A 19,155-nucleotide genomic window follows, 5' to 3' on the forward strand; every position below is an offset into this window, starting at 1 on the left:
CCCTCATGTCTCAGAAACGTGCGAACGTCAGTTTCGAGTTCTTCCCGACGAAGACCGATGCCGGACACGAAAAACTGCTGAATACCGCGCGAGAGCTGGCCGGCTACAACCCGGACTTCTTCTCCTGCACCTATGGCGCCGGTGGCTCCACCCGTGATCGGACCCTCAACACCGTGCTGCAGCTCGATGGCGAAGTGAAGGTGCCAACCGCACCGCACTTGTCCTGTGTGGGCGACAGCAAGGCCGAATTGGTCGAGTTGCTCAAGCTGTACAAGAGCAAGGGCATCACCCGTATCGTCGCCCTGCGCGGCGACCTGCCTTCAGGCATGGGGATGTCCAGCGGCGAGCTGCGCCACGCCAATGACCTGGTCGAGCTGATCCGCGCCGAGACCGGCGACCATTTTCATATCGAAGTGGCAGCCTACCCGGAGATGCATCCCCAGGCGCGCAATTTCGAAGATGATGTCGCCAACTTCGTGCGCAAGGCCAAAGCCGGCGCGAACAGCGCGATCACCCAGTACTTCTTCAATCCCGACTGCTATTTCTACTTCGTCGAGCGGGTACGCAAGCTGGGCGTCGACATCCCGGTGATCCCCGGCATCATGCCGATCACCAACTACAGCAAGCTGGCGCGCTTCTCCGATGCCTGCGGCGCAGAGCTGCCGCGCTGGGTGCGCAAGCAGCTGGAAGCCTACGGGGATGACACCCAGAGCATCCAGCGCTTCGGGGAAGAAATGATCACCGCCATGTGCGAACGCCTGGTCGCAGGCGGCGCACCCGGCCTGCATTTCTACACACTCAACCAGGCCGCTCCGAGCCTGGCCGTGTGGAAGAACCTGCAAGGCTGATTGGCGTCACCCGGCCTGCCGTGCGTTCGATTGCCGCCCGCGTCAGGGCCGGGCAGGCTCCAGTGCCGCGAAAGTCAGAACTTTCGCGGCACTGCTGTTTCCTAACAGGGGTCGAAAGCTCGCCGCGGCGGCCGATGCCCTGCCAATGACAGAGGCACACAGGGTACATCCGTACCTGACTACGCCATGCTCAGGTAGGCAGCCTCGGTGCTCAAGCGCCTGGATACGGGTAGTGAAACCATCCGGCGTGCCAGCGCCGAAGTGGTGTTCGACAACCTGCGTACCCGTTGACCCGGAAGCCCGACTCGTCGACAGTACAGCGCCATTACCCGGACGCCCCATTGTGGGTCACGATTGCCGGGACTGAATTTTTTACCGCGCGATCGGCCAGGATCGGCTCGAGTTGTCGCGTTACCACGGGATGCCTGCATGCTCACTCGCCAGAAAATCAACGCCTCGGTCTCCCCCAAAGGCAGCCTGGAAACCCTTTCCCAACGTGAAGTCCAGCAGTTGCGTGAAACCGGCTCCGGCAGCGTCTACGCGCTGTTCCGCCAATGCGCCCTGGCGATCCTCAACACCGGCTCGCACAGCGACAACGCCAAGACCATTCTTGAAGCCTACCCGGACTTCGAGGTGAAGATTCACCAGCAGGATCGCGGCATACGCCTGGAACTGATCAACGCCCCCGCCGATGCCTTCGTCGACGGCGAGATGATCGCCAGCACCCGCGAGATGCTGTTCAGCGCCCTGCGCGACATCGTCTACACGCAGAGCGAGCTGGAGAACAAGCGCGTCGACGTGGACAGCTCCAGCGGCCTGACCGACTACGTGTTCCACCTACTGCGCAATGCCCGCACCCTGCGCGCCGGCGCCGAGCCGAAAATGGTGGTGTGCTGGGGCGGCCACTCGATCAGCACCGAAGAATACAAATACACCAAGAAAGTCGGCCACGAGCTGGGCCTGCGTGCCCTGGACGTGTGCACCGGCTGCGGCCCGGGCGTGATGAAGGGGCCGATGAAGGGCGCGACCATTTCCCATGCCAAGCAGCGCATCCTCGGCGCCCGCTACCTGGGCCTGACCGAGCCGGGCATCATCGCCGCCGAGGCGCCGAATCCGATCGTCAACGAGCTGGTGATCCTGCCGGATATCGAAAAGCGCCTGGAAGCCTTCGTGCGCATCGGCCATGGCATCATCATCTTCCCGGGCGGCGCGGGCACCGCCGAAGAGTTTCTCTATCTGCTGGGCATTCTCATGCACCCGGACAATGCCGAGCTGCCTTTCCCGCTCGTGCTGACCGGCCCGAAAAGCGCCGAACCCTACCTGCAACAGCTGCATGATTTCATCGGTGCCACCCTGGGCCGCGAAGCGCAGCAACGCTACGTGCTGATTCCCAACGACCCGGCCGAAGTGGCGCGCCACATGGCGGCCGGCATCAAGGCGGTCAAGCAGTTCCGCCGCGAGCGCAACGACGCCTTCCACTTCAACTGGCTGCTGAAGATCGACGAGAGCTTCCAACACCCTTTCGAACCCACCCACGCAGCAATGGCGAGCCTCAACCTGACCCGCGAACAGCCGGTTCACGAACTGGCCGCCAACCTGCGCCGCGCGTTCTCCGGCATCGTCGCCGGCAACGTCAAAGCCCACGGCATCCAGTTGATCGAAGAGCACGGCCCCTATGAGCTGCGCGGCGACAAAACCATCATGCAACCGCTCGATCGCCTGCTGCAGGCCTTCGTCGAGCAGCACCGCATGAAGCTGCCCGGCGGTACCGCCTACGAGCCGTGCTACCGAGTAGTCAGCTAAGCCAGCCAGCGCGAGGGGCGAACGTCCCTCGCCGTACCCTGGCGACCTCACTATCCGCATGTTCAGGAGTCAACGATGGCACGCCCCGCTCCCCGTACCCTGCAGGTGATCTCCTCGACGTTCATCACCCCGCACATGCTGCGCGTAACCCTGGGTGGCGCCGAGATCGCCAGCTTCCCCGCCGATCAGGAAAGCGCCTACATCAAGCTGATGTTCGCGACCCCCGGCAGTGACAAGGACCTGGTGCGCACCTACACCGTGCGCCAGCAGCGCGCCGATGAGTTCGACGTCGACTTCGTGCTGCACCACGACGCCGGTCCTGCCGCCGAGTGGGCGAAACGCGCCAAGCCCGGCGATCACATCGTGGTGGGCGGCCCCGGCCCCAAGAAGCTGGTGGACAATGGCGCCGACTGGTTTCTCATCGTTGGCGACATGACTGCGCTGCCGGCCATCAGCGTCAACCTGGAGCAACTGCCGGCCGATGCCCGCGGCCATACGGTGATCGAGATCGTCGACGAGCGAGACATCCAGCCGCTGCGCCACCCACCGGGCGTCCACGTGCACTGGCTGGTCAACCCGCACCCCGGCGAAGACAGCGAGGTGCTGGTCAACCGGGTGCGCCAACTGGAGTGGCTGCCGGGCCAGCCGAGCATCTGGGCGGCCTGCGAATTCAGCGGCATGCGCGCACTGCGTCGCTACTTCCGCGAAGAACGCCAGGTCGACCGCCGCAGCCTGTACATTTCCAGCTACTGGAAGCTCGGCAGCAGCGAAGACCAGCACAAGCTCGCCAAGCGCGAAGATGCCGATGTAGCCGGAGATTGATCCCGGGCACACCGCTCGCGAGCCACCACGCCAGGGTGCGATGAAGCCGATCGGCGGCAAGTTGTGCCGATCCGCTGCAATCCTGTTACACTCGGGCCTTCCTGCCAGGCTTGCGCCCGGATGCTGACCCCAGAGGCCAGCAGTACCGGACGGGATTGCGCGCCCCACGTGCGATTCAAGCCAGGCTCTACACCTATAGGGCCACGCCCTCACCAGACAGGATTGCACATGTCCTTTGCCTCCCTCGGTCTCTCCGAGGCTTTAGTCCGTGCGGTCGAAGCCGCCGGCTACACTCAGCCCACTCCGGTGCAACAGCGGGCCATCCCCGCCGCGTTGCAAGGTCGCGACCTGATGGTGGCGGCCCAGACGGGTACAGGTAAGACTGGCGGTTTCGCCCTGCCGATTCTGGAGCGACTGTTTCCCAACGGTCACCCGGATCGAGAACAGCGCCATGGCCCGAAACAGCCGCGCGTCCTGGTACTCACGCCCACCCGCGAGCTGGCCGCTCAGGTGCATGACAGCTTCAAGCTGTATGCCCGCGACCTCAAATTCGTCAGCACCTGCATTTTCGGTGGCGTCGGCATGAACCCGCAGGTTCAGGCACTGGCCAAGGGCGTCGATGTCCTGGTTGCCTGCCCGGGTCGCCTGCTCGACCTCGCCGGGCAAGGCAGTGTCGACCTGTCCCACGTGGAAATCCTCGTGCTGGACGAAGCCGACCGCATGCTCGACATGGGCTTCATCCACGACGTCAAGAAGGTCCTTGCCCGCCTGCCGACCAAGCGCCAGAACCTGCTGTTCTCGGCAACCTTCTCGAAGGACATCACCGACCTGGCCGGCAAGCTCCTGCACAACCCGGAGCGCATCGAGGTCACGCCGCCCAATACCACGGTCGAGCGTATCGAACAGCGCGTCTTCCGCCTGCAGGCCAGCCACAAGCGCGCCCTGCTCGCTCACCTGATCACCGCTGGCGCCTGGGAACAGGTGCTGGTGTTCACGCGTACCAAGCACGGCGCAAACCGCCTGGCCGAGTACCTGGACAAGCACGGCCTGCCTGCCGTGGCGATTCATGGCAACAAGAGCCAGAATGCCCGCACCAAGGCCCTGGCCGACTTCAAGGCGAACAAGGTACGCATCCTGGTCGCCACCGACATCGCCGCCCGCGGCCTGGACATCGATCAGTTGCCCCACGTGGTCAACTTCGAGCTGCCCAACGTCGAGGAAGACTACGTGCACCGTATCGGCCGTACTGGCCGTGCCGGGCGTAGCGGCGAGGCGATCTCCCTGGTCGCTCCGGACGAGGAGAAGCTGCTCAAGGGCATCGAGCGGATGACCAAGCAGAAGATCGCGGATGGCGATCTGATGGGCTTCGATGCCAGCAAGGTAGAGGCCGAGCGCCCTGAAGTGCGTGAACCGCAGAAACCACGCCCACCGCGCGGCGCCAAGCCGGAAGGCGGCGGCCGCAAGGACAAAGGCAAGGACGCCGGCAAAGCCAAGACCCAGAGCAAGGCCCGCCCGGCCCGTGAGCAGCAACCACGCGGCACCGCCCGCGCTGCAGCGCCTGCCGTGCCCGCACTGCCTCCGGACCGCGCGCCGGACGAGTTCCGCGATGATGAAATCGACAACTTCGGCAACCGTGCCGACTACGTGAGCCCGAACCAGAACAATGGTCAGGGCCGCGGTCGCCGCCCCGGCGCTGCTGGTAGCGGTCCGAGCGCCAGCAACGGCGTCGGCCAGGGCCCCCGCGGCCAGGGCAAGGGTCCGCGCAGCGGTGGTAGCGGCACGGGTGCCGGCAAGCGTCCGGGTCAAGGCCAGGGACAAGGTGCCGGCAAGGGCCGGAGCGGTTCGAGCAACCGTGGCCGCGGCCAGCAGCGCGATACCACCACCTCGCTGAACCGGGACGAGCTGCCGCGTCAGGAATCAGCTGCCCGTAGCAGCCCTGACAAGCAGCCGCTCATCGTGCACAAACCCTCACGCAGTGATCGCCTGCCGACCCCCGAGCAACTCGACCAACTGCCGAGCAATCGCCCACGCGGCGAGAAGCCGGCCCTGCTGACGCGCAACCGCGACAGCTGAGCAGTGGCTCCCTGAAAACGCCGGCCGAGTGCCGGCATTTTCGTGTTGGCTCGGTGTCGCAAGACTCAGGACGCTGAATCATGGGCAAAAAAACGCCGACCCTGGGGTCGGCGTTTTTCATACCGTGCTCGGGCTTACTTGCGTACGCCTTCCACGGAGATGATCAGCTCGACTTCCTGCGAAGCCGGGCCCAGATCCTTTTCGATGTTGAAGTCTTTCAGCTTCAGCGTGGTGTTGCCTTCAAAACCTGCACGGTAGCCGCCCCACGGGTCATCGCCCTGGCCGATGAACTTGGCAGCGATCACAACCGGCTTGGTGACGCCGTTGAGGGTCAGGTTGCCGGTAATGTCAGCCGTGCCCTTGCCAGTCGACTTGACTGCAGTGGACTCGAAGGTCGCAGTCGGGTTCTTGCTGACGTTGAGGAAATCGGCGCCGCGGATATGCTTGTCGCGCTCGGCATGGTTGGTGTCGACGCTTTCGGTATTCAAGGTCACGCTGACCTTGCTGGCCTCAGGGCTCTTCTCGTCATAGGTGAAGCTGCCGTCGAAATCCCTGAAAGTACCGTACAGCCAGCTGTAGCCCAGGTGGCTGATCTTGAAATTGACGAAGGCGTGCTGGCCCTTCTTGTCGATTGCGTAATCAGCCGCCATTGCGTGGCCAGCGCTCAGCAGCGCGGTACCCAGTGCCAGTGCAGCGATAGTCTTCTTCAACATGAGAACTCCTTGCGTGTTGATCAAAGGTGCAGCGGCGCTGCACCGAAAGGGCTGGAGAATCAGCGCCCGAAGATACGCACCAGGGTGCGGTCACGGTCGATGAAATGATGCTTTAGCGCAGCCAGGCCGTGCAGGACCGCAAAAATCACGATAGCCCAGGCCAGGTATTCATGTACCAGGCCGGCAGTGTCGCCCTGGCTGGGAATGCTGGTCACGCTCGCTGGCACTTCGAACAACCCGAACACGCTGATCCCGCGACCATCTGCCGTGGAGATCAGGTAACCGGAAATCATCAGCACGAACAGGCCGACATACAAAAAGGCGTGGCCCAGCTTGCTGGCCAAACGGGTCAGCCGACCGTGTTCTTCCAGCGCCGGCGGGGTTGGACTGAACCAGCGCCACAGCAATCGCGCAACCATGACCATGAACAGCAGGATGCCGATGCTTTTGTGGATGTTCGGCGCGGTCTGGTACCAACCGCTGTAATAGGTCAGCCCGACCATCCAGTAGCCGAGCGCGAACAGGCCGAATACCGCAATGGCCACCAGCCAATGCAGGGAAACGCTGACAAGACCGTAACGAAACGCCGAATTACGCCATTGCATGGCCTGATCTCGAAATAATATCGCCAGAGATTAGCAATAAACCTATCGGTTAATAGCACAAATTACTGCTTTGAAATATCTATAAATACGATATGACACGTCATTTTCAAACGTGCAGGAGAAGCAGCCTGGCGCTACCGCCCTCCCCCCCGGCCTGCCCAGCCGGTAACGCCAACCCGCTGATCTGATAGGCTTGCCGCTGATGACCGGGGGAGAGCACGTCGATGAACAACCACCACTGGATGCAGCGTGACCTGGAGGTCCTCTGGCACCCCTGTACACAGATGAAGGACCACGAGCGGCTGCCGCTGATTCCGATCCGCCGCGGTGAAGGCGTGTGGCTGGAAGACTTCGAGGGCAAGCGCTACCTCGACGCCGTGAGCTCCTGGTGGGTCAACGTGTTCGGCCACGCCAACCCGCGTATCGGCGAGCGCATCAAGGAGCAGGTCGACACCCTCGAGCACGTGATGCTGGCCGGGTTCAGCCATCAGCCGGTGGTCGAGCTGTCCGAGCGGCTGGTGCGCATCACCCCAGAAGGGCTGAACCGGGTGTTCTACGCCGACAACGGCTCGTCAGGTATCGAAGTGGCGCTGAAAATGAGCTTCCATTACTGGCTCAACAGCGGAAAACCGGCCAAGAAGCGCTTCATCACCCTGACCAACAGCTACCACGGCGAAACCGTGGCGGCGATGTCGGTGGGTGACGTGGCGCTGTTCACCGACACTTACAAGGCGCTGCTGCTCGACACCCTCAAGGTACCCAGCCCGGACTGTTACCTGCGCCCGGACGGCATAAGCTGGGAAGACCACTCGCGGACGATGTTCGCGGCGATGGAGCAGACCCTCGCCGAGCATCACCACGAAGCCGCCGCAGTGATCGTCGAACCGTTGATTCAGGGTGCCGGTGGCATGCGCATGTACCACCCCATCTACCTGACGTTGCTGCGCGAGGCCTGCGACCGCTACGGCGTACACCTGATCCATGATGAGATCGCCGTCGGTTTCGGCCGCACCGGCACGATGTTCGCCTGCGAGCAGGCGGGTATCACGCCGGACTTTCTGGTGCTCTCCAAGGCGCTGACAGGCGGTTACCTGCCCATGGCGGCGGTGCTGACCACCGATGAGGTCTACAGCGCCTTCTATGACGACTACGCCACCCTGCGGGCCTTCCTGCACTCACACACTTATACCGGCAACCCGTTGGCCTGCGCGGCGGCGCTGGCGACTCTGGACATTTTCGCAGAGGACGACGTGATCGAAGCCAACAAGGCCCTGGCCAGCCGCATGGCCAGCGCCACGGCGCACCTGGCCGCGCACCCTCATGTGGCCGAGGTGCGTCAGACCGGTATGGCACTGGCTATCGAGATGGTGCAGGACAAAGCCGGCAAGGTGGCCTATCCCTGGCAGGAACGCCGCGGTCTGCAGGTGTACCAGCATGCCCTGACGCGCGGTGCGCTGCTGCGTCCGCTGGGTAGCGTGGTGTACTTCCTGCCACCGTACGTGATTACCGGGGAGCAGATCGATTTCCTCGCCGAGGTCGCCAGCGAGGGCATCGACCTGGCAACCCGTACCTCGGTCAGCGTGCCGGTTGGTGACCGCCGCTACCCAGGCTTTCGCGACCCGGGCTGACGTGCAGGGCAGGCGGCCCTGCGCCTGCATAAAATTCGCCACGCGGTTATGCTTGGCCATCTTCAGCCATACCCATGACCGCCATGCGCCTTTCCCGCTTTTTCATCGACGCCCCTCTTTCCCTCGGCCGGCACGCGTTGCCGGAGGCACAGGCCCACTACATCGGGCGCGTGCTGCGCCATGCCGTGGGCGATGCGGTGCAACTGTTCGACGGCAGTGGCCAGGAGTTTCGCGGCGAACTGATCGAGGTCGGCAAGAAGGCGGTGAATGTCGAGTTGCGCGAACAATTCCCCGGCCAGGCGGAATCACCGCTGCACATTCATCTGGGTCAGGGCCTGTCACGCGGTGAACGCATGGATTGGGCGATCCAGAAAGCCACCGAGCTCGGCGCCCAGGTAATCAGCCCGATCATCAGCGCCCGCTGTGAGGTTCGCCTGAAGGATGAGCGCACCGACAAGCGCATGGCGCACTGGCGCCAGGTGGCGATCAGCGCCTGCGAACAGTGCGGGCGCTCGGTGATCCCGCTGATCAACTCGCCCGTTCTTCTGGAGCACTGGCTGCAGCACACCGAGGCCGAGTTGAAGTTGGTGCTGCACCCGATCGCCGAACCACTGTCCAGCCACGCCAAACCGCAATCGCTGGCCTTTCTGATCGGCCCCGAGGGCGGGCTCAATGACGCCGAGGTGACCCTCGCGCAACGGGCCGGCTTCCACGCTGCCCGCCTGGGGCCGCGGGTACTGCGCACAGAGACCGCGCCGGTGGCCGCACTGGCACTTGCCCAGCACCTGTGGGGCGACTTCTAATCCGGTAACGACACCGCCGAGCCGTAAGCAAAAATGCAAAAAGCCCAGCCGTTTCGTTGACAGTTCCCGGTTTCAGCCGCTTGAATCAAAGCGACACAGCCACCGACATGTGCGGCCCTGTGGCTTTGATCGCTCGCTGACCGCGTGCGCCCGACTGCTGCCCGATCAGAGAACAAGCCATGAAGGACCGCTATTCGAGCGCGCAGATCGGCCTGCACTGGCTAACCGCCCTGCTGGTGGTTTGTACCCTGTTTCTGCCTTATGGCCAGGATCTGGTCGCCGACTGGCTCGGCGGCACCGGCGGCGTGTTCACCCTGCACAAATCCCTGGGCCTGACGATTCTGCTGCTGACCCTGCTGCGCCTGCTGGTGCGCGCCCGGCACGGCTCGCCACGCCTGCACGCCGCCGCCTGGCAACGGCGCGCCGCCGCAGCGGGCCATGTCGCACTGTATCTGCTGTTGCTGCTGATGCCGCTGAGCGGCCTGCTGTTTGGCAGGCGCCCGGTGGAACTGTTCTGGCTGGTCAGCATCGATCCGCTGCCGCTCTCCGACGGCGCCCGGGCGCTTGCCCGGCAGTTCCACCTGACGGCCAAATACCTGTTGTTCGCCTTGATTCTGGGGCACAGCTTCATCGCCCTCTGGCACCACTACCGGCGGCGCGATGGCGTGCTCAGAGCGATGCTGCCACGGCGCAGCTGAAGCCCCTGAACGTCATCGGGCGATCAACGAGTCGTAGCCAGATCACACGGTGGCCTGCGACCCGTTGAGCAGATGCAGCACGGCACCCCGATCTACCCCGCAACGCCGGTCAATCGCACCGTCGTGCTCGATGGGCTGACCGCCATTCGGTTGTCCGTAGTGGCAGTGCAACAAAGCCTGACGAGTCGACGCTCAGATCAGCTCGGCATCCGCAAGCAACTGTTCGAGCCCTTCCAGGTCGGGAATGCGCAGCACGCCGTCGTCAATCCTGACTGCCGCCAGTTCCAGTGGTGCCAGCACGACATCGGCGCGCGGCAGGTCTTCGGCAACTCGCACGGAGCGCGGAATGCCCTGCACCAGCAAGGCGATGAACTTGACGTTCGGACGCCCGCCCAGCGCGTTGAGGATAGCGATACGGGCACCTTCGCCGGTCGCGGCCTGGCCGCCAGACGCTGCCTCGAACGACAGCAGCGGCAGGGTCAGGTCGCGCCAGGCCACCTGGCCGAGAAACCAGTCCGGCAGGCCGGCCATCGCCGGCGGTGCGCGATAGGGAATCAACTCGGCCACCGCCACGTTGGGCAGCAGCAGCATGCGGTCGGCCAGCGGCACGACCAGAGCGGTCAGGCTGCTGACGCTGTTCTGGGTAACGACGGCTTGGCTCATCAATACATCCTGTTATGCAGCGCAATCAAAAAGGGAAACCGCAGCCTATCGGCATTGCTCGGCAAGGTGGTCGACGAGAGCGGCTGCCAGCTCGCGCGGGTCGGCGCTGAAGCTGCTGTAGCCGCCTTCGCGCAGGCTGTCGGGCATGCTGGAACACGCGCAGCTGTCAGCGCGCTGCGTCCAGATCAACCCGCCCTGGCGCTTCACATAGGCCGCTGCGGCGCTGCCGTCGCTGCCCATGCCGCTGAAGGCGATCACCCCGCTGTTGGCCGCATAATGCTGCGCCAGGTTGAGCATCATCTGGTCGATCGACGGGCTGTACGGCTCGGGCCAGGGGCGCTCGGTAACCTGCAGGGCACCGTCGTCGCCGAAAGTCAGCTCGCGGCTGATCGGTACCACCACCACTTCACCGCAGCGCACGCTGTCGCCATCGCGCACCGTGCCAACGCGCCACTGGCTGTGCCGCCCTACCGCCTGGGGCAAGGTGGTCTCGAAGCTGGGGTCGATGTGCTGGGCGTAGATGAAACCCACCGGCAAACCACCGGGCAGCGCATCGAGAAACGCCTTCACCGCTGCCGGGCCGCCCAGCGACGCTGCCAGCAACCAGACCTGCTTGGCCGGCTCGCCAGCCTGCAGGGGTGTATTGGCGAGAACCGCCGGCAGCTCTACTCGGTCGGGCCGCTGGGCTTCGGCAAGTACCCCATCGAGGCCGGCGCCGGCGGCCAGGGCCGGGTCGCCGACCAGCTTTTTCAATTTGCCGACCAGGCGGCGCTCCCAACGAGGGTAATGCTCGGAGCTGCGCTCGGGAGCATGCCCCTCGCCAAACAGCACCGGCACGCTGGACTCGGCCATCAGCGTATCGATTAGTGGCAGGTCATCGGACTGCACCAGGTCGACCAGCCACAGCTCGGCCTCGCACGCCTGCAAAGCCTCATCATCGAGGCGCGCCGGGTCGCTGTTGAGCACCACCTGGTAGCCATTGCTGCTCAACGCCTGCTGCAGCACATGGCGCTGCAGCGAGGTGTCGGCGATTACCGCGATGCGGGCCGCGCTGCGCTCGCTCATCAATGCTTCGTCCATTTTTCGATGGCACCGAGCAGCAGCGACTCCTGATACGGCTTGCCGAGGTACTCGTTGACGCCAATGCTCATGGCGCGCTCGCGGTGTTTCTCACCGGTACGCGAGGTGATCATGATGATCGGCAGATCCTTCAACCCTTCATCGTGGCGGATCAGGTTGGCGACCTCGAAACCATCCATGCGCGGCATCTCGATGTCCAGCAGCATGATGTCGGGGCGGTGCTCCTGCAGCTGGGCGATGGCGTCCACGCCGTCCTTGGCGGTCAGCACGTTCATGCCGTTGCGTTCGAGCAGGCGGCTGGTCACCTTGCGCACGGTGACCGAATCATCCACCACCATGACCAGTGTCGGGCGCTCGGCTTCGAGCTCCGGCGTAGCCCCCGCGTCGGCGGAGAGCCGCGGCCGTACCTGGTACTGCAGGTGGGCATGCAGCTCACGAATGGTCGCCAGAAGATCGAGAATCACCACCACGCGGCCATCACCGAGGATGGTCGCGCCGGAAATGCCGTGCACTGCAGCGAACTGCGGCCCCATGCTTTTTACAACGATCTCCCGCGAGCCGGCCAGCGAGTCTACTTGCACAGCCATCGCGTGGTCGTTGGAACGCACCAGAATCACCGGCAGCGGCAGGCTCTGGCCGACGAGCTTGGGATGCTGGCCGTTGTTCAGCAGGTCGCCCAGGTAGCGCAGCTCGTAGGCCTGGCCGGCGTACTCGAAGCGCGGCGCGTCCGGCCCGTAATAGGCTTCCAGCTCATAGGGCGAAACCCGCACGATACCTTCGATGGTGTTCAGCGGGATGGCGTACAGATCCTCGCCGGACAACACCATCAGCGCGCGGTTGACCGACACCGTGAAAGGCAGACGAATGCGGAACGTGGTGCCTTCGCCGATCACCGAGTCGATGCTCATCGAGCCACCAAGCTGCTTGACCTCGGCATTGACCACGTCCATGCCGACGCCACGCCCGGAAATCTGCGTGACCTTCTCGGCCGTGGAGAAACCCGCCTCGAGGATGAACTGCAGGATTTCATGCTCGCTGAGGTCCGCACCGGCGTCCATCAGGTTACGTTCGATAGCTTTGCGGCGCACCGCGTCGAGGTTGATGCCGGCACCGTCATCGCTGAGGGTCAGCACGATGTCGCCACCCTCGCGCGCCAGGCCCAGGCGGATACTGCCCTGCTCCGGCTTGCCTGCCTGTCGCCGCGTCGCCGCGCTTTCGATGCCATGGTCGACGGCGTTGCGCAGCATGTGCTCGAGCGGCGCGACGATACGTTCCAGTACCGTGCGGTCCATCTCGCCATCCGCGTTGCCGACGATGAACTCGACCTGTTTGCCGAGTTCGCTGGCCACCTGCCGGACGATTCGCCGCAGACGCGGCACCAGGCGGTCGAACGGCACCATGCGCGTGCGCATCAGGCCCTCCTGCAGCTCGGTATTGACGCGTGCCTGCTGCAGCAACAGGGTTTCCGCATCGCGGTTACGCGACGCCAGGGTTTCCTTGAGGTCCAGCAAGTCGGACGCCGACTCGAACAGGGCACGCGACAGCTGCTGCAACTGCGAGTGGCGGTCCATCTCCAGTGGGTCGAAATCTTCGTAGCCGGCGCGCTCGGCCTCGGCCTGGTAGCGGCTGAGAATCTGCGCCTGGGTCTCGGTGTCGAGGCGGCGCAACTGGTCGCGCACGCGGTCGATGGTGGCTTCCATCTCGCTGAGGGTGAAGCCGAAGTCGCTGACCTGCTGCTCGACGCGCCCCCGGAAGATCGAGGTTTCACCGGCCAGGTTGACCAGCCCTTCGAGCAGGTCCGCCGGCACCTTGACCAGCTCCTGCGGTGCGCGGCGTGCTGCGGCTTCCTCGGCGGCCACTTCGGCACGCTGTACGAAGGGCAGCACGCGATGCTGCGCCTGCAGCGCCGGCTGCTCGCTGGCGGCGACGATCGAGGTGGCGCTGCGCACCGCCGGCCGCTCGGGCTCGGGCTCGACCGGGCGCTCGTCCAGCGGTTGCTGCTGCAAGCGCAGGCGCAATTCGTCGAGGCTCTTCTGCAGGCCTTCGAAACCGGACTGCACGTCGAGGTACAGGCTTTCCGGCCATGGCGCGCCTTGCGCCTGGGCATCGGTCAGGTGCTGCTCGAGGTCGTGGCTCTGGTCGCCCAGCTGCTTCTGCCCTGCCAGGCGGGCACCGCCCTTGAGGGTGTGCAGCACGCGCAGCAGGTCGTCGATGGCGCTCGCGTCATCACGGCGCTCCTCCCAGCGGCCGATGCCGGCCTCCATGGCTTCGAGCAGGTCGTCGGCTTCCTCCAGGAAGATGTCGAGAATGTCCGCCTCGGTATCGAAGGCGTCTTCCTGCACGGCGCGCAGTGGCACCGCGGTAGGCATGCTGAGCTGCTCATCGGGGTTGGCTCGCAGCCGGCGAATGGTTTCGATCAGCTCGTCGCCGCTCGGTACCGGACGGTGCGCACGCACGGCGTCGAGCATTTCGGCCAGGCGGTCGTGGCAGGCCTGGAGCAATTCGAAGAGCATCGGGCTGGCGCGCAAGCGGCCGTTGCCCAGGTCCTCGTAAAGAAATTCCAGCTCGTGCGCCAGGTCGCCGATTTCGCGGATTTCAGCCATCCGCGCACCGCCCTTGAGGGTGTGCAGGTCGCGTTGCAGCGATTCCAGTGCGAGGCTGTTGTCAACGTCGTCCATCCAGTGCGAGAGCGCCGCGCCGGCACTGTCGATGATGTCGAAGCCTTCCTCGAGGAAAATCTCCACCAGCTCGGGGTCGCGGTCATCCACCGGTGCCGCCTGATGCACGGCCGGGCTCGGCGGGGTGACATCGGCCAGCATGGGCGGCTCGCCGAGCGGCTCATCAATGAGCGCTACAGCGGCAGGCGCCAGGTCTTCCAGCGGTGCCTCGCTCTCGCTGAGCTCGGGCAACAGCGGCGCATCGGCTTCAGGCAACGGGTCCTGGCCACCACGCTGGCGGAACTGGCGAATCGCCGCTACCAGCCCGTCGGCGTGCTGCGTGGGCTGTCGCTGTTGCAGGCTGTTGAGCATGGTGACCAACAGGGCGTGGCCCTGCGACAGGCTCTCGGTGACGAACGGCGAAACGCCGTAGCGGCGATCCACCAGCCCTTCGTAAAGCGCTTCGAGTTCGTGGGCCAGCTCGCCGATCGGCGCGATGCCGGCCATGTTGGCGCCACCCTTCAGGGTGTGCAGGTCACGCTGCAACGACGTCAACGCCGTGCGGTTGTCCGGCTCGGCCAACCAGCGCTGCAGCGCGAGGCCGGCGCTGTCGAGAATGTCCACGGCCTCTTCGAGAAAGATCGACACCAGCTCGTCGTCGCCGTCCTCTGCCGGTTGCACAGCGTCGTTGGCAGCGTCGATACCTGTATCCGTATCAGCATCCACAAGCAGCGACTGGTCAAGGGCGCGCGTCGCCTCTTCCAGGTCGACCACCTGCAAGCCAGGCACGTCGCCGGACAGCAGCGCAAGCTTGGCCGGATCCAGCGCCTGGTCGAGCAGCGCGCGCAACGCGGCAACCCGCTCGGGGCTGGCACTGACCTCGAGACCGGCAGCGACCTGATCCATCATGCTGACCAGCGCTTCATGGGCCTGTTCGGCCTCATCGAAGAAGCGCTGGCTGACCGCCAGACTGCCTTCTTCAACCGCGCCATACAGGTCGAGCAACGCTTCGCACAACTCGTCGATCTGCGGCAGCTCGGCCATTTCCGCGCCGCGGCCCAGGGTCGTCAGCTCTTCGAGCAGTGCGCTGAGCTCCTGGCGCTCGGACGGATGCTCGCGCCAGCGACGCAGCAGGTCCTCGGCATCGAGCAGAATATCCATGCCTTCGGCGAGGAAGATGCTGATCAATTGAGGGTCGCGGCTTTCACCTTGTACATCCTGACGCTGGCTCTCGGCATGTTCGAGGCGCTTGTCATGTAGCTGCTGCACGCGCTCCAGGAACTCCGTGGTGCCCGGCAAGGGTTGCAGCGGATCACTTTCCAGCTGTGCCAGGCCCAGGCGGAACAGAGCTTGCGCGTCGACCAGCACCTCGGCCTCGGCCAGGTCCATCGGCAGCAGGTTGGCCTTGAATTCCTTGACCATCTTTTCCAGCGGCGCGGCAATCTCGGCCATCGGCAGAATGCCGGCCATGTAGGCGCTGCCCTTGAGCGTGTGCAACGCGCGCTGCAGGTCGTCGGTCACCGGCTGTGGCAATTCGCGGGCACAGTCGGCGAGAAACGCCGACAGGGTGTCGAGGTGGGTATCCGCTTCGTTACGGAAGATTTCCAGCAACTGCGGATCCATGCCCTCCACGGGTTCCACCACCGGCGCGGCAGCCTCGATCTCGCCCGCGGGCTCGGCTACCGCAGCAGCCGGGGCGTCATGCTTTGGGAGGCTCAGCCCCTTGGCCAGGGCGTGCGCGTCGGCGGCCAGGCGGTCGACATCGTCACGCTGGCGCTGAGCCTGGTTGGCGAACTCGTCGACCAGCTCCGGCATCAGCGCAACCACCTGCGCGATCACCTGCTGGACGTCCGCACCGGGTTCGATGCTGCGATCGAGCACGCGGTTGAGCAGGTTTTCGATAGACCACGCCAGCTCGCCGATCACCAGCGCGCGCACCATGCGACCACTGCCCTTGAGGGTGTGGAAGGCACGGCGCACTTCGATCAGCGCGTCCTTGTCCTCGGTGTTGGTACGCCAGCGCGGCAGATACTCGGCGATGGTTTCCAGCACCTCGCCGGCTTCCTCGATGAACACTTCGCGAAGTTCGTCGTCGATCGGTTCTTCGTCGGCTGGCGGCGGCAGCAGGCTCGGCGGCACGTCCAGCGCAGGCGGATTGATCGCCTGCACCGGCGCGGCCATCACATCAGCCATGGACAGCGGCCTGTCGACAACCGGCTCCTCGACGGCGGCAGGCTCCGGCATGCCAGGCAGGTCGACTTCCGGCAGGTCCGCCAGGTCGACGTCGCTCCACTGAATCTCACTGTCGGCCTCGAAATCCAGCGGCGCTGGCGACAGGTCGTCGGCGGGCAGGTCCAGGGTCGGCAGCTCGGCCACCGATGGCTCGCTATCCGCCAGGTCGAGGCGATTTTCCAGCTCCTCGATCGACCACAGGGTTTCGTCTTCGCCGCCCGGCGGCGTATCCAGGTCGATAGCCTGGGGCGCGCTGCCGGGCTGCTCGTCGAGGTCGAACGACCAGTTGTCGTCGGCCAGCGAAGGCTGGCGCTCGGCCGCCGGCAGCGGGTCGAGTTCGCCCAGATCGAAGGGCTCGGCGGAGGACAGCGCGGCATCGTCGAGCACCAGCGGTGCGAGCGTGTCCGGGTTGTCAGCGAGCAGGTCACTGTCATCGAGCGACCAGCTTTCATCCGCCACCGCCGCCTTGGCGTCGGCATAAGGGTCAAGCGTCAGTTCGTCGAGGTCGACGACGTCGGGGCCGGTAAGCGGCGAAGCGTCGGCTTCCAGCGACGGCTGCGGCTGCGGCTGTTCATCAGCGTGCTCGGGCCAGCGGTCATCGGCGACCGACTGGGTTTCATCGGCCGCTGTACTGCGCAACTCAGGGTCGGACTCAGGTTCAGATTCGGGCTCGCCGGGATCGAACCGCGCGTCATCCTCCAGCGCCACCGGCTCGTTCAGCGGCGGCTCGCCGTCGATGGCATTGCCGAGAATTGGCGGGGCGGACAGCACGTCGATGTCGTGCAGTGGGTCGTCCAGCGGCGCGGGCTCTTCGACCGGAGCGGCATCGAGAATCGAAGGCTTTTCCTGCAACGGATAGCCGAGGGTCGCCAGGCTTTCTTCGGCGACATCGAGAATCAGGTCGCCCTGGGTGGCGTGGTCCTCGGAAAGGCGCTCAAGGTAGTACTCGACGCTGGTGATGGCGTCGGCCAGGGTGTCGAGGTTCTGCCAGTTCGGCACCGCCTTGCGGGCCAGCAGCTGTTCCTGGATGTAGCGGTTGCAGGCGTTGAGCAGGGCCGCGGCGCGATCCAGGGGGATCATCGCCAGGCCGCCACGCACCTGGGTCAGCAGTTCCGGCACGCGGGCCAGGTGCTCGTGGTTCCACTGCGAGGCGATGAATTCGATGATCGCGTCCTTGGCCTGCTCCAGGCCATTGCGCGCTTCCTTGATCACCAACTGGTGAATCTGCCCCACGTCGGTGGTCGGCAGGTGGCTTTCCTCGCGCCTGGCGCTGTCGTTCTGGCCGACCATGCCGGTCAGCGTCGCCTCGACGTAGAGCAGCGCACCGGCGACGTCCATCAGCACCGCGTCACTCGGTTCCTGGGCGCCCTGGGCCATGGCTCTCACTACCTCGAGCTGGTCGACAATGACCTTGCGCGGCTGGGCGAAGCCGAGCACGGCAAGGGTATCGGCGATCTGCTTGAGCGGCACCAGCAGGGCTTCGAGATCGGTCACCTGGCCACGGTCGCTACGCACGAACAGGTCGAGGCTGTCCTTGACCCGCACCAGCTCTTCACAGAGCGCGCCGACCACCGAACGCATGGCATCGCGGTCCGGGCCAGCCAGGCGGGCACGCTCCTCGTCGACGACATCGTGATCGGGAAGCGCTTCGTCAAGGCTGTAGCGCTCACGCAGCACCTGGTTGCGCGGCGACTGCGGCGAGGCCTTGGCCACATAGAACAGCAAATTCTTGGTGAGTTCGTCCGGCGCGGGCTGGTTGATGCCGTCGGCACCCTGCTCGCTCAGGCGCTTGAGTTCCTTGTCGACCTGGCGCAACAGGGTGCGCACGGAGGTGCCGTTGGCGACGCTGCCGTTGGACAGCCCTTCGACCACCCCGGACGCGATCTGCCAGAGCGACTCCAGCGGCGAATCCTTGCACAGGGTTTCCAGGCGGGCGAAGACACGCGCCATGTAACCGAGGTTGGTGCCCAGGTCCTGCTGGCGAATCACCCCGACCAGGGCAACCTGCAGCATCTGCCGCAGCTTGCGCAGCAGGGCAGGCAGTTCGGCGGTACGCAACTGGGTGAGCGATTCCGGCGACAGCGCTGCGGGGCGGGCGGACAGGTCCGGCGAGAACAGGCTGGTTTCCGACAGCAGCTTCTCGCCGCGCGCGGCGCGCAGGTCATTGAGCAGCGGCAGCACGACCATAGGCAGATCACGGCGCGCGGTCTGGATGCGATCCAGGTACACCGGCAGCTGCAGGATCGCCTGCATCAGCACTTCCAGCGCTTCACCCTGGTTGGCCACGCGGCCGTCGATCAGCGCCTGGGACAGGTGCTCCATTTCCTCGGCGAGCAGGGCCGCACCGAAGAATTCGACCATCTGCAGAGTGCCGTGAACCTGATGCACGTAGGTCTGGCAAAAGCGCATGCGTGTCGAATCCTGCGGATTCTCGACGAACGCCTCCAGCGCCTGTCGCGCCTGCTTCAGGGTTTCCGCAATTTCGCCCTTGACCCACTCCAGGGCGACATAGTCGTGCCGATCACCCATA

12 protein-coding genes are annotated in these 19,155 nt (G+C 64.9%); 7 read left to right on the forward strand and 5 right to left on the reverse strand.

From position 1 onward, the window contains the following. The first annotated feature begins 5 nt into the window (after window positions 1-5). The 4 genes from metF (at window position 6) to rhlE2 (ending at window position 5,546) form a co-directional block, all read left to right on the forward strand. Entirely contained in the window at window positions 6-848 is an 843-nt protein-coding gene (gene metF / locus ACZ0AV_RS12465) for a methylenetetrahydrofolate reductase [NAD(P)H] (protein WP_499151313.1), read from the forward strand. A gap of 429 nt (window positions 849-1,277) precedes the next feature. Further along, window positions 1,278-2,651 (forward strand): nucleotide 5'-monophosphate nucleosidase PpnN, encoded by a 1,374-nt coding sequence (gene ppnN, locus ACZ0AV_RS12470; protein ID WP_499151314.1) that lies wholly within the window; start codon window positions 1,278-1,280, stop codon window positions 2,649-2,651. 75 nt (window positions 2,652-2,726) lie between these two features. Further along, window positions 2,727-3,473 (forward strand): siderophore-interacting protein, encoded by a 747-nt coding sequence (locus ACZ0AV_RS12475; RefSeq protein ID WP_499151315.1) that lies wholly within the window; start codon window positions 2,727-2,729, stop codon window positions 3,471-3,473. 228 nt (window positions 3,474-3,701) lie between these two features. After that, on the forward strand, window positions 3,702-5,546 hold the full coding sequence (gene rhlE2 / locus ACZ0AV_RS12480; protein WP_499151316.1) for an RNA helicase RhlE2: 1,845 nt from the start codon (window positions 3,702-3,704) through the stop codon (window positions 5,544-5,546). Between the two features lie 134 nt (window positions 5,547-5,680). Here rhlE2 and ACZ0AV_RS12485 read toward each other — a convergent pair whose 3' ends face one another. Together ACZ0AV_RS12485 and ACZ0AV_RS12490 are read right to left on the reverse strand one after the other, a co-directional pair. Continuing rightward, window positions 5,681-6,259, reverse strand: coding sequence for a YceI family protein (locus tag ACZ0AV_RS12485; protein WP_499151317.1), 579 nt, complete (start codon window positions 6,257-6,259; stop codon window positions 5,681-5,683). A gap of 59 nt (window positions 6,260-6,318) precedes the next feature. Beyond that, a complete protein-coding gene (locus tag ACZ0AV_RS12490; RefSeq protein ID WP_499151318.1) occupies window positions 6,319-6,864 on the reverse strand; it encodes a cytochrome b in 546 nt (181 codons plus the stop codon). A 224-nt stretch (window positions 6,865-7,088) separates the two neighbouring features. Between ACZ0AV_RS12490 and ACZ0AV_RS12495 the strand changes: the two genes are divergently transcribed. The 3 genes from ACZ0AV_RS12495 (at window position 7,089) to ACZ0AV_RS12505 (ending at window position 9,993) form a co-directional block, all read left to right on the forward strand. After that, a complete protein-coding gene (locus ACZ0AV_RS12495; RefSeq protein ID WP_499151319.1) occupies window positions 7,089-8,492 on the forward strand; it encodes an adenosylmethionine--8-amino-7-oxononanoate transaminase in 1,404 nt (467 codons plus the stop codon). An 83-nt stretch (window positions 8,493-8,575) separates the two neighbouring features. Continuing rightward, window positions 8,576-9,295 carry a 16S rRNA (uracil(1498)-N(3))-methyltransferase gene (locus ACZ0AV_RS12500; RefSeq protein ID WP_499151320.1) on the forward strand — a complete coding sequence of 240 codons (720 nt, stop codon included), beginning with the start codon at window positions 8,576-8,578 and terminating at the stop codon, window positions 9,293-9,295. A gap of 179 nt (window positions 9,296-9,474) precedes the next feature. Then, complete coding sequence (locus ACZ0AV_RS12505) at window positions 9,475-9,993, forward strand: cytochrome b (RefSeq protein ID WP_499151321.1); 519 nt, start codon at window positions 9,475-9,477, stop codon at window positions 9,991-9,993. A 192-nt stretch (window positions 9,994-10,185) separates the two neighbouring features. Here the strand turns inward: ACZ0AV_RS12505 and ACZ0AV_RS12510 are convergent, their stop codons facing one another. The 3 genes from ACZ0AV_RS12510 to ACZ0AV_RS12520 are packed head-to-tail and all read right to left on the reverse strand — an operon-like array spanning window position 10,186 to window position 19,154. After that, on the reverse strand, window positions 10,186-10,656 hold the full coding sequence (locus tag ACZ0AV_RS12510; protein WP_499151322.1) for a chemotaxis protein CheW: 471 nt from the start codon (window positions 10,654-10,656) through the stop codon (window positions 10,186-10,188). 45 nt (window positions 10,657-10,701) lie between these two features. Further along, window positions 10,702-11,721: a chemotaxis protein CheB gene (locus ACZ0AV_RS12515; protein ID WP_499151323.1), complete on the reverse strand. Its 1,020-nt coding sequence runs from the start codon at window positions 11,719-11,721 to the stop codon at window positions 10,702-10,704. Beyond that, window positions 11,721-19,154, reverse strand: a complete 7,434-nt coding sequence (locus ACZ0AV_RS12520) for a hybrid sensor histidine kinase/response regulator (protein WP_499151324.1) — start codon at window positions 19,152-19,154, stop codon at window positions 11,721-11,723. Before ACZ0AV_RS12520 ends, ACZ0AV_RS12515 begins: the two co-directional genes overlap by 1 nt. Between the last annotated feature and the right edge of the window lies 1 nt (window position 19,155).

This window comes from Pseudomonas sp. AC532 (genome assembly GCF_979258965.1).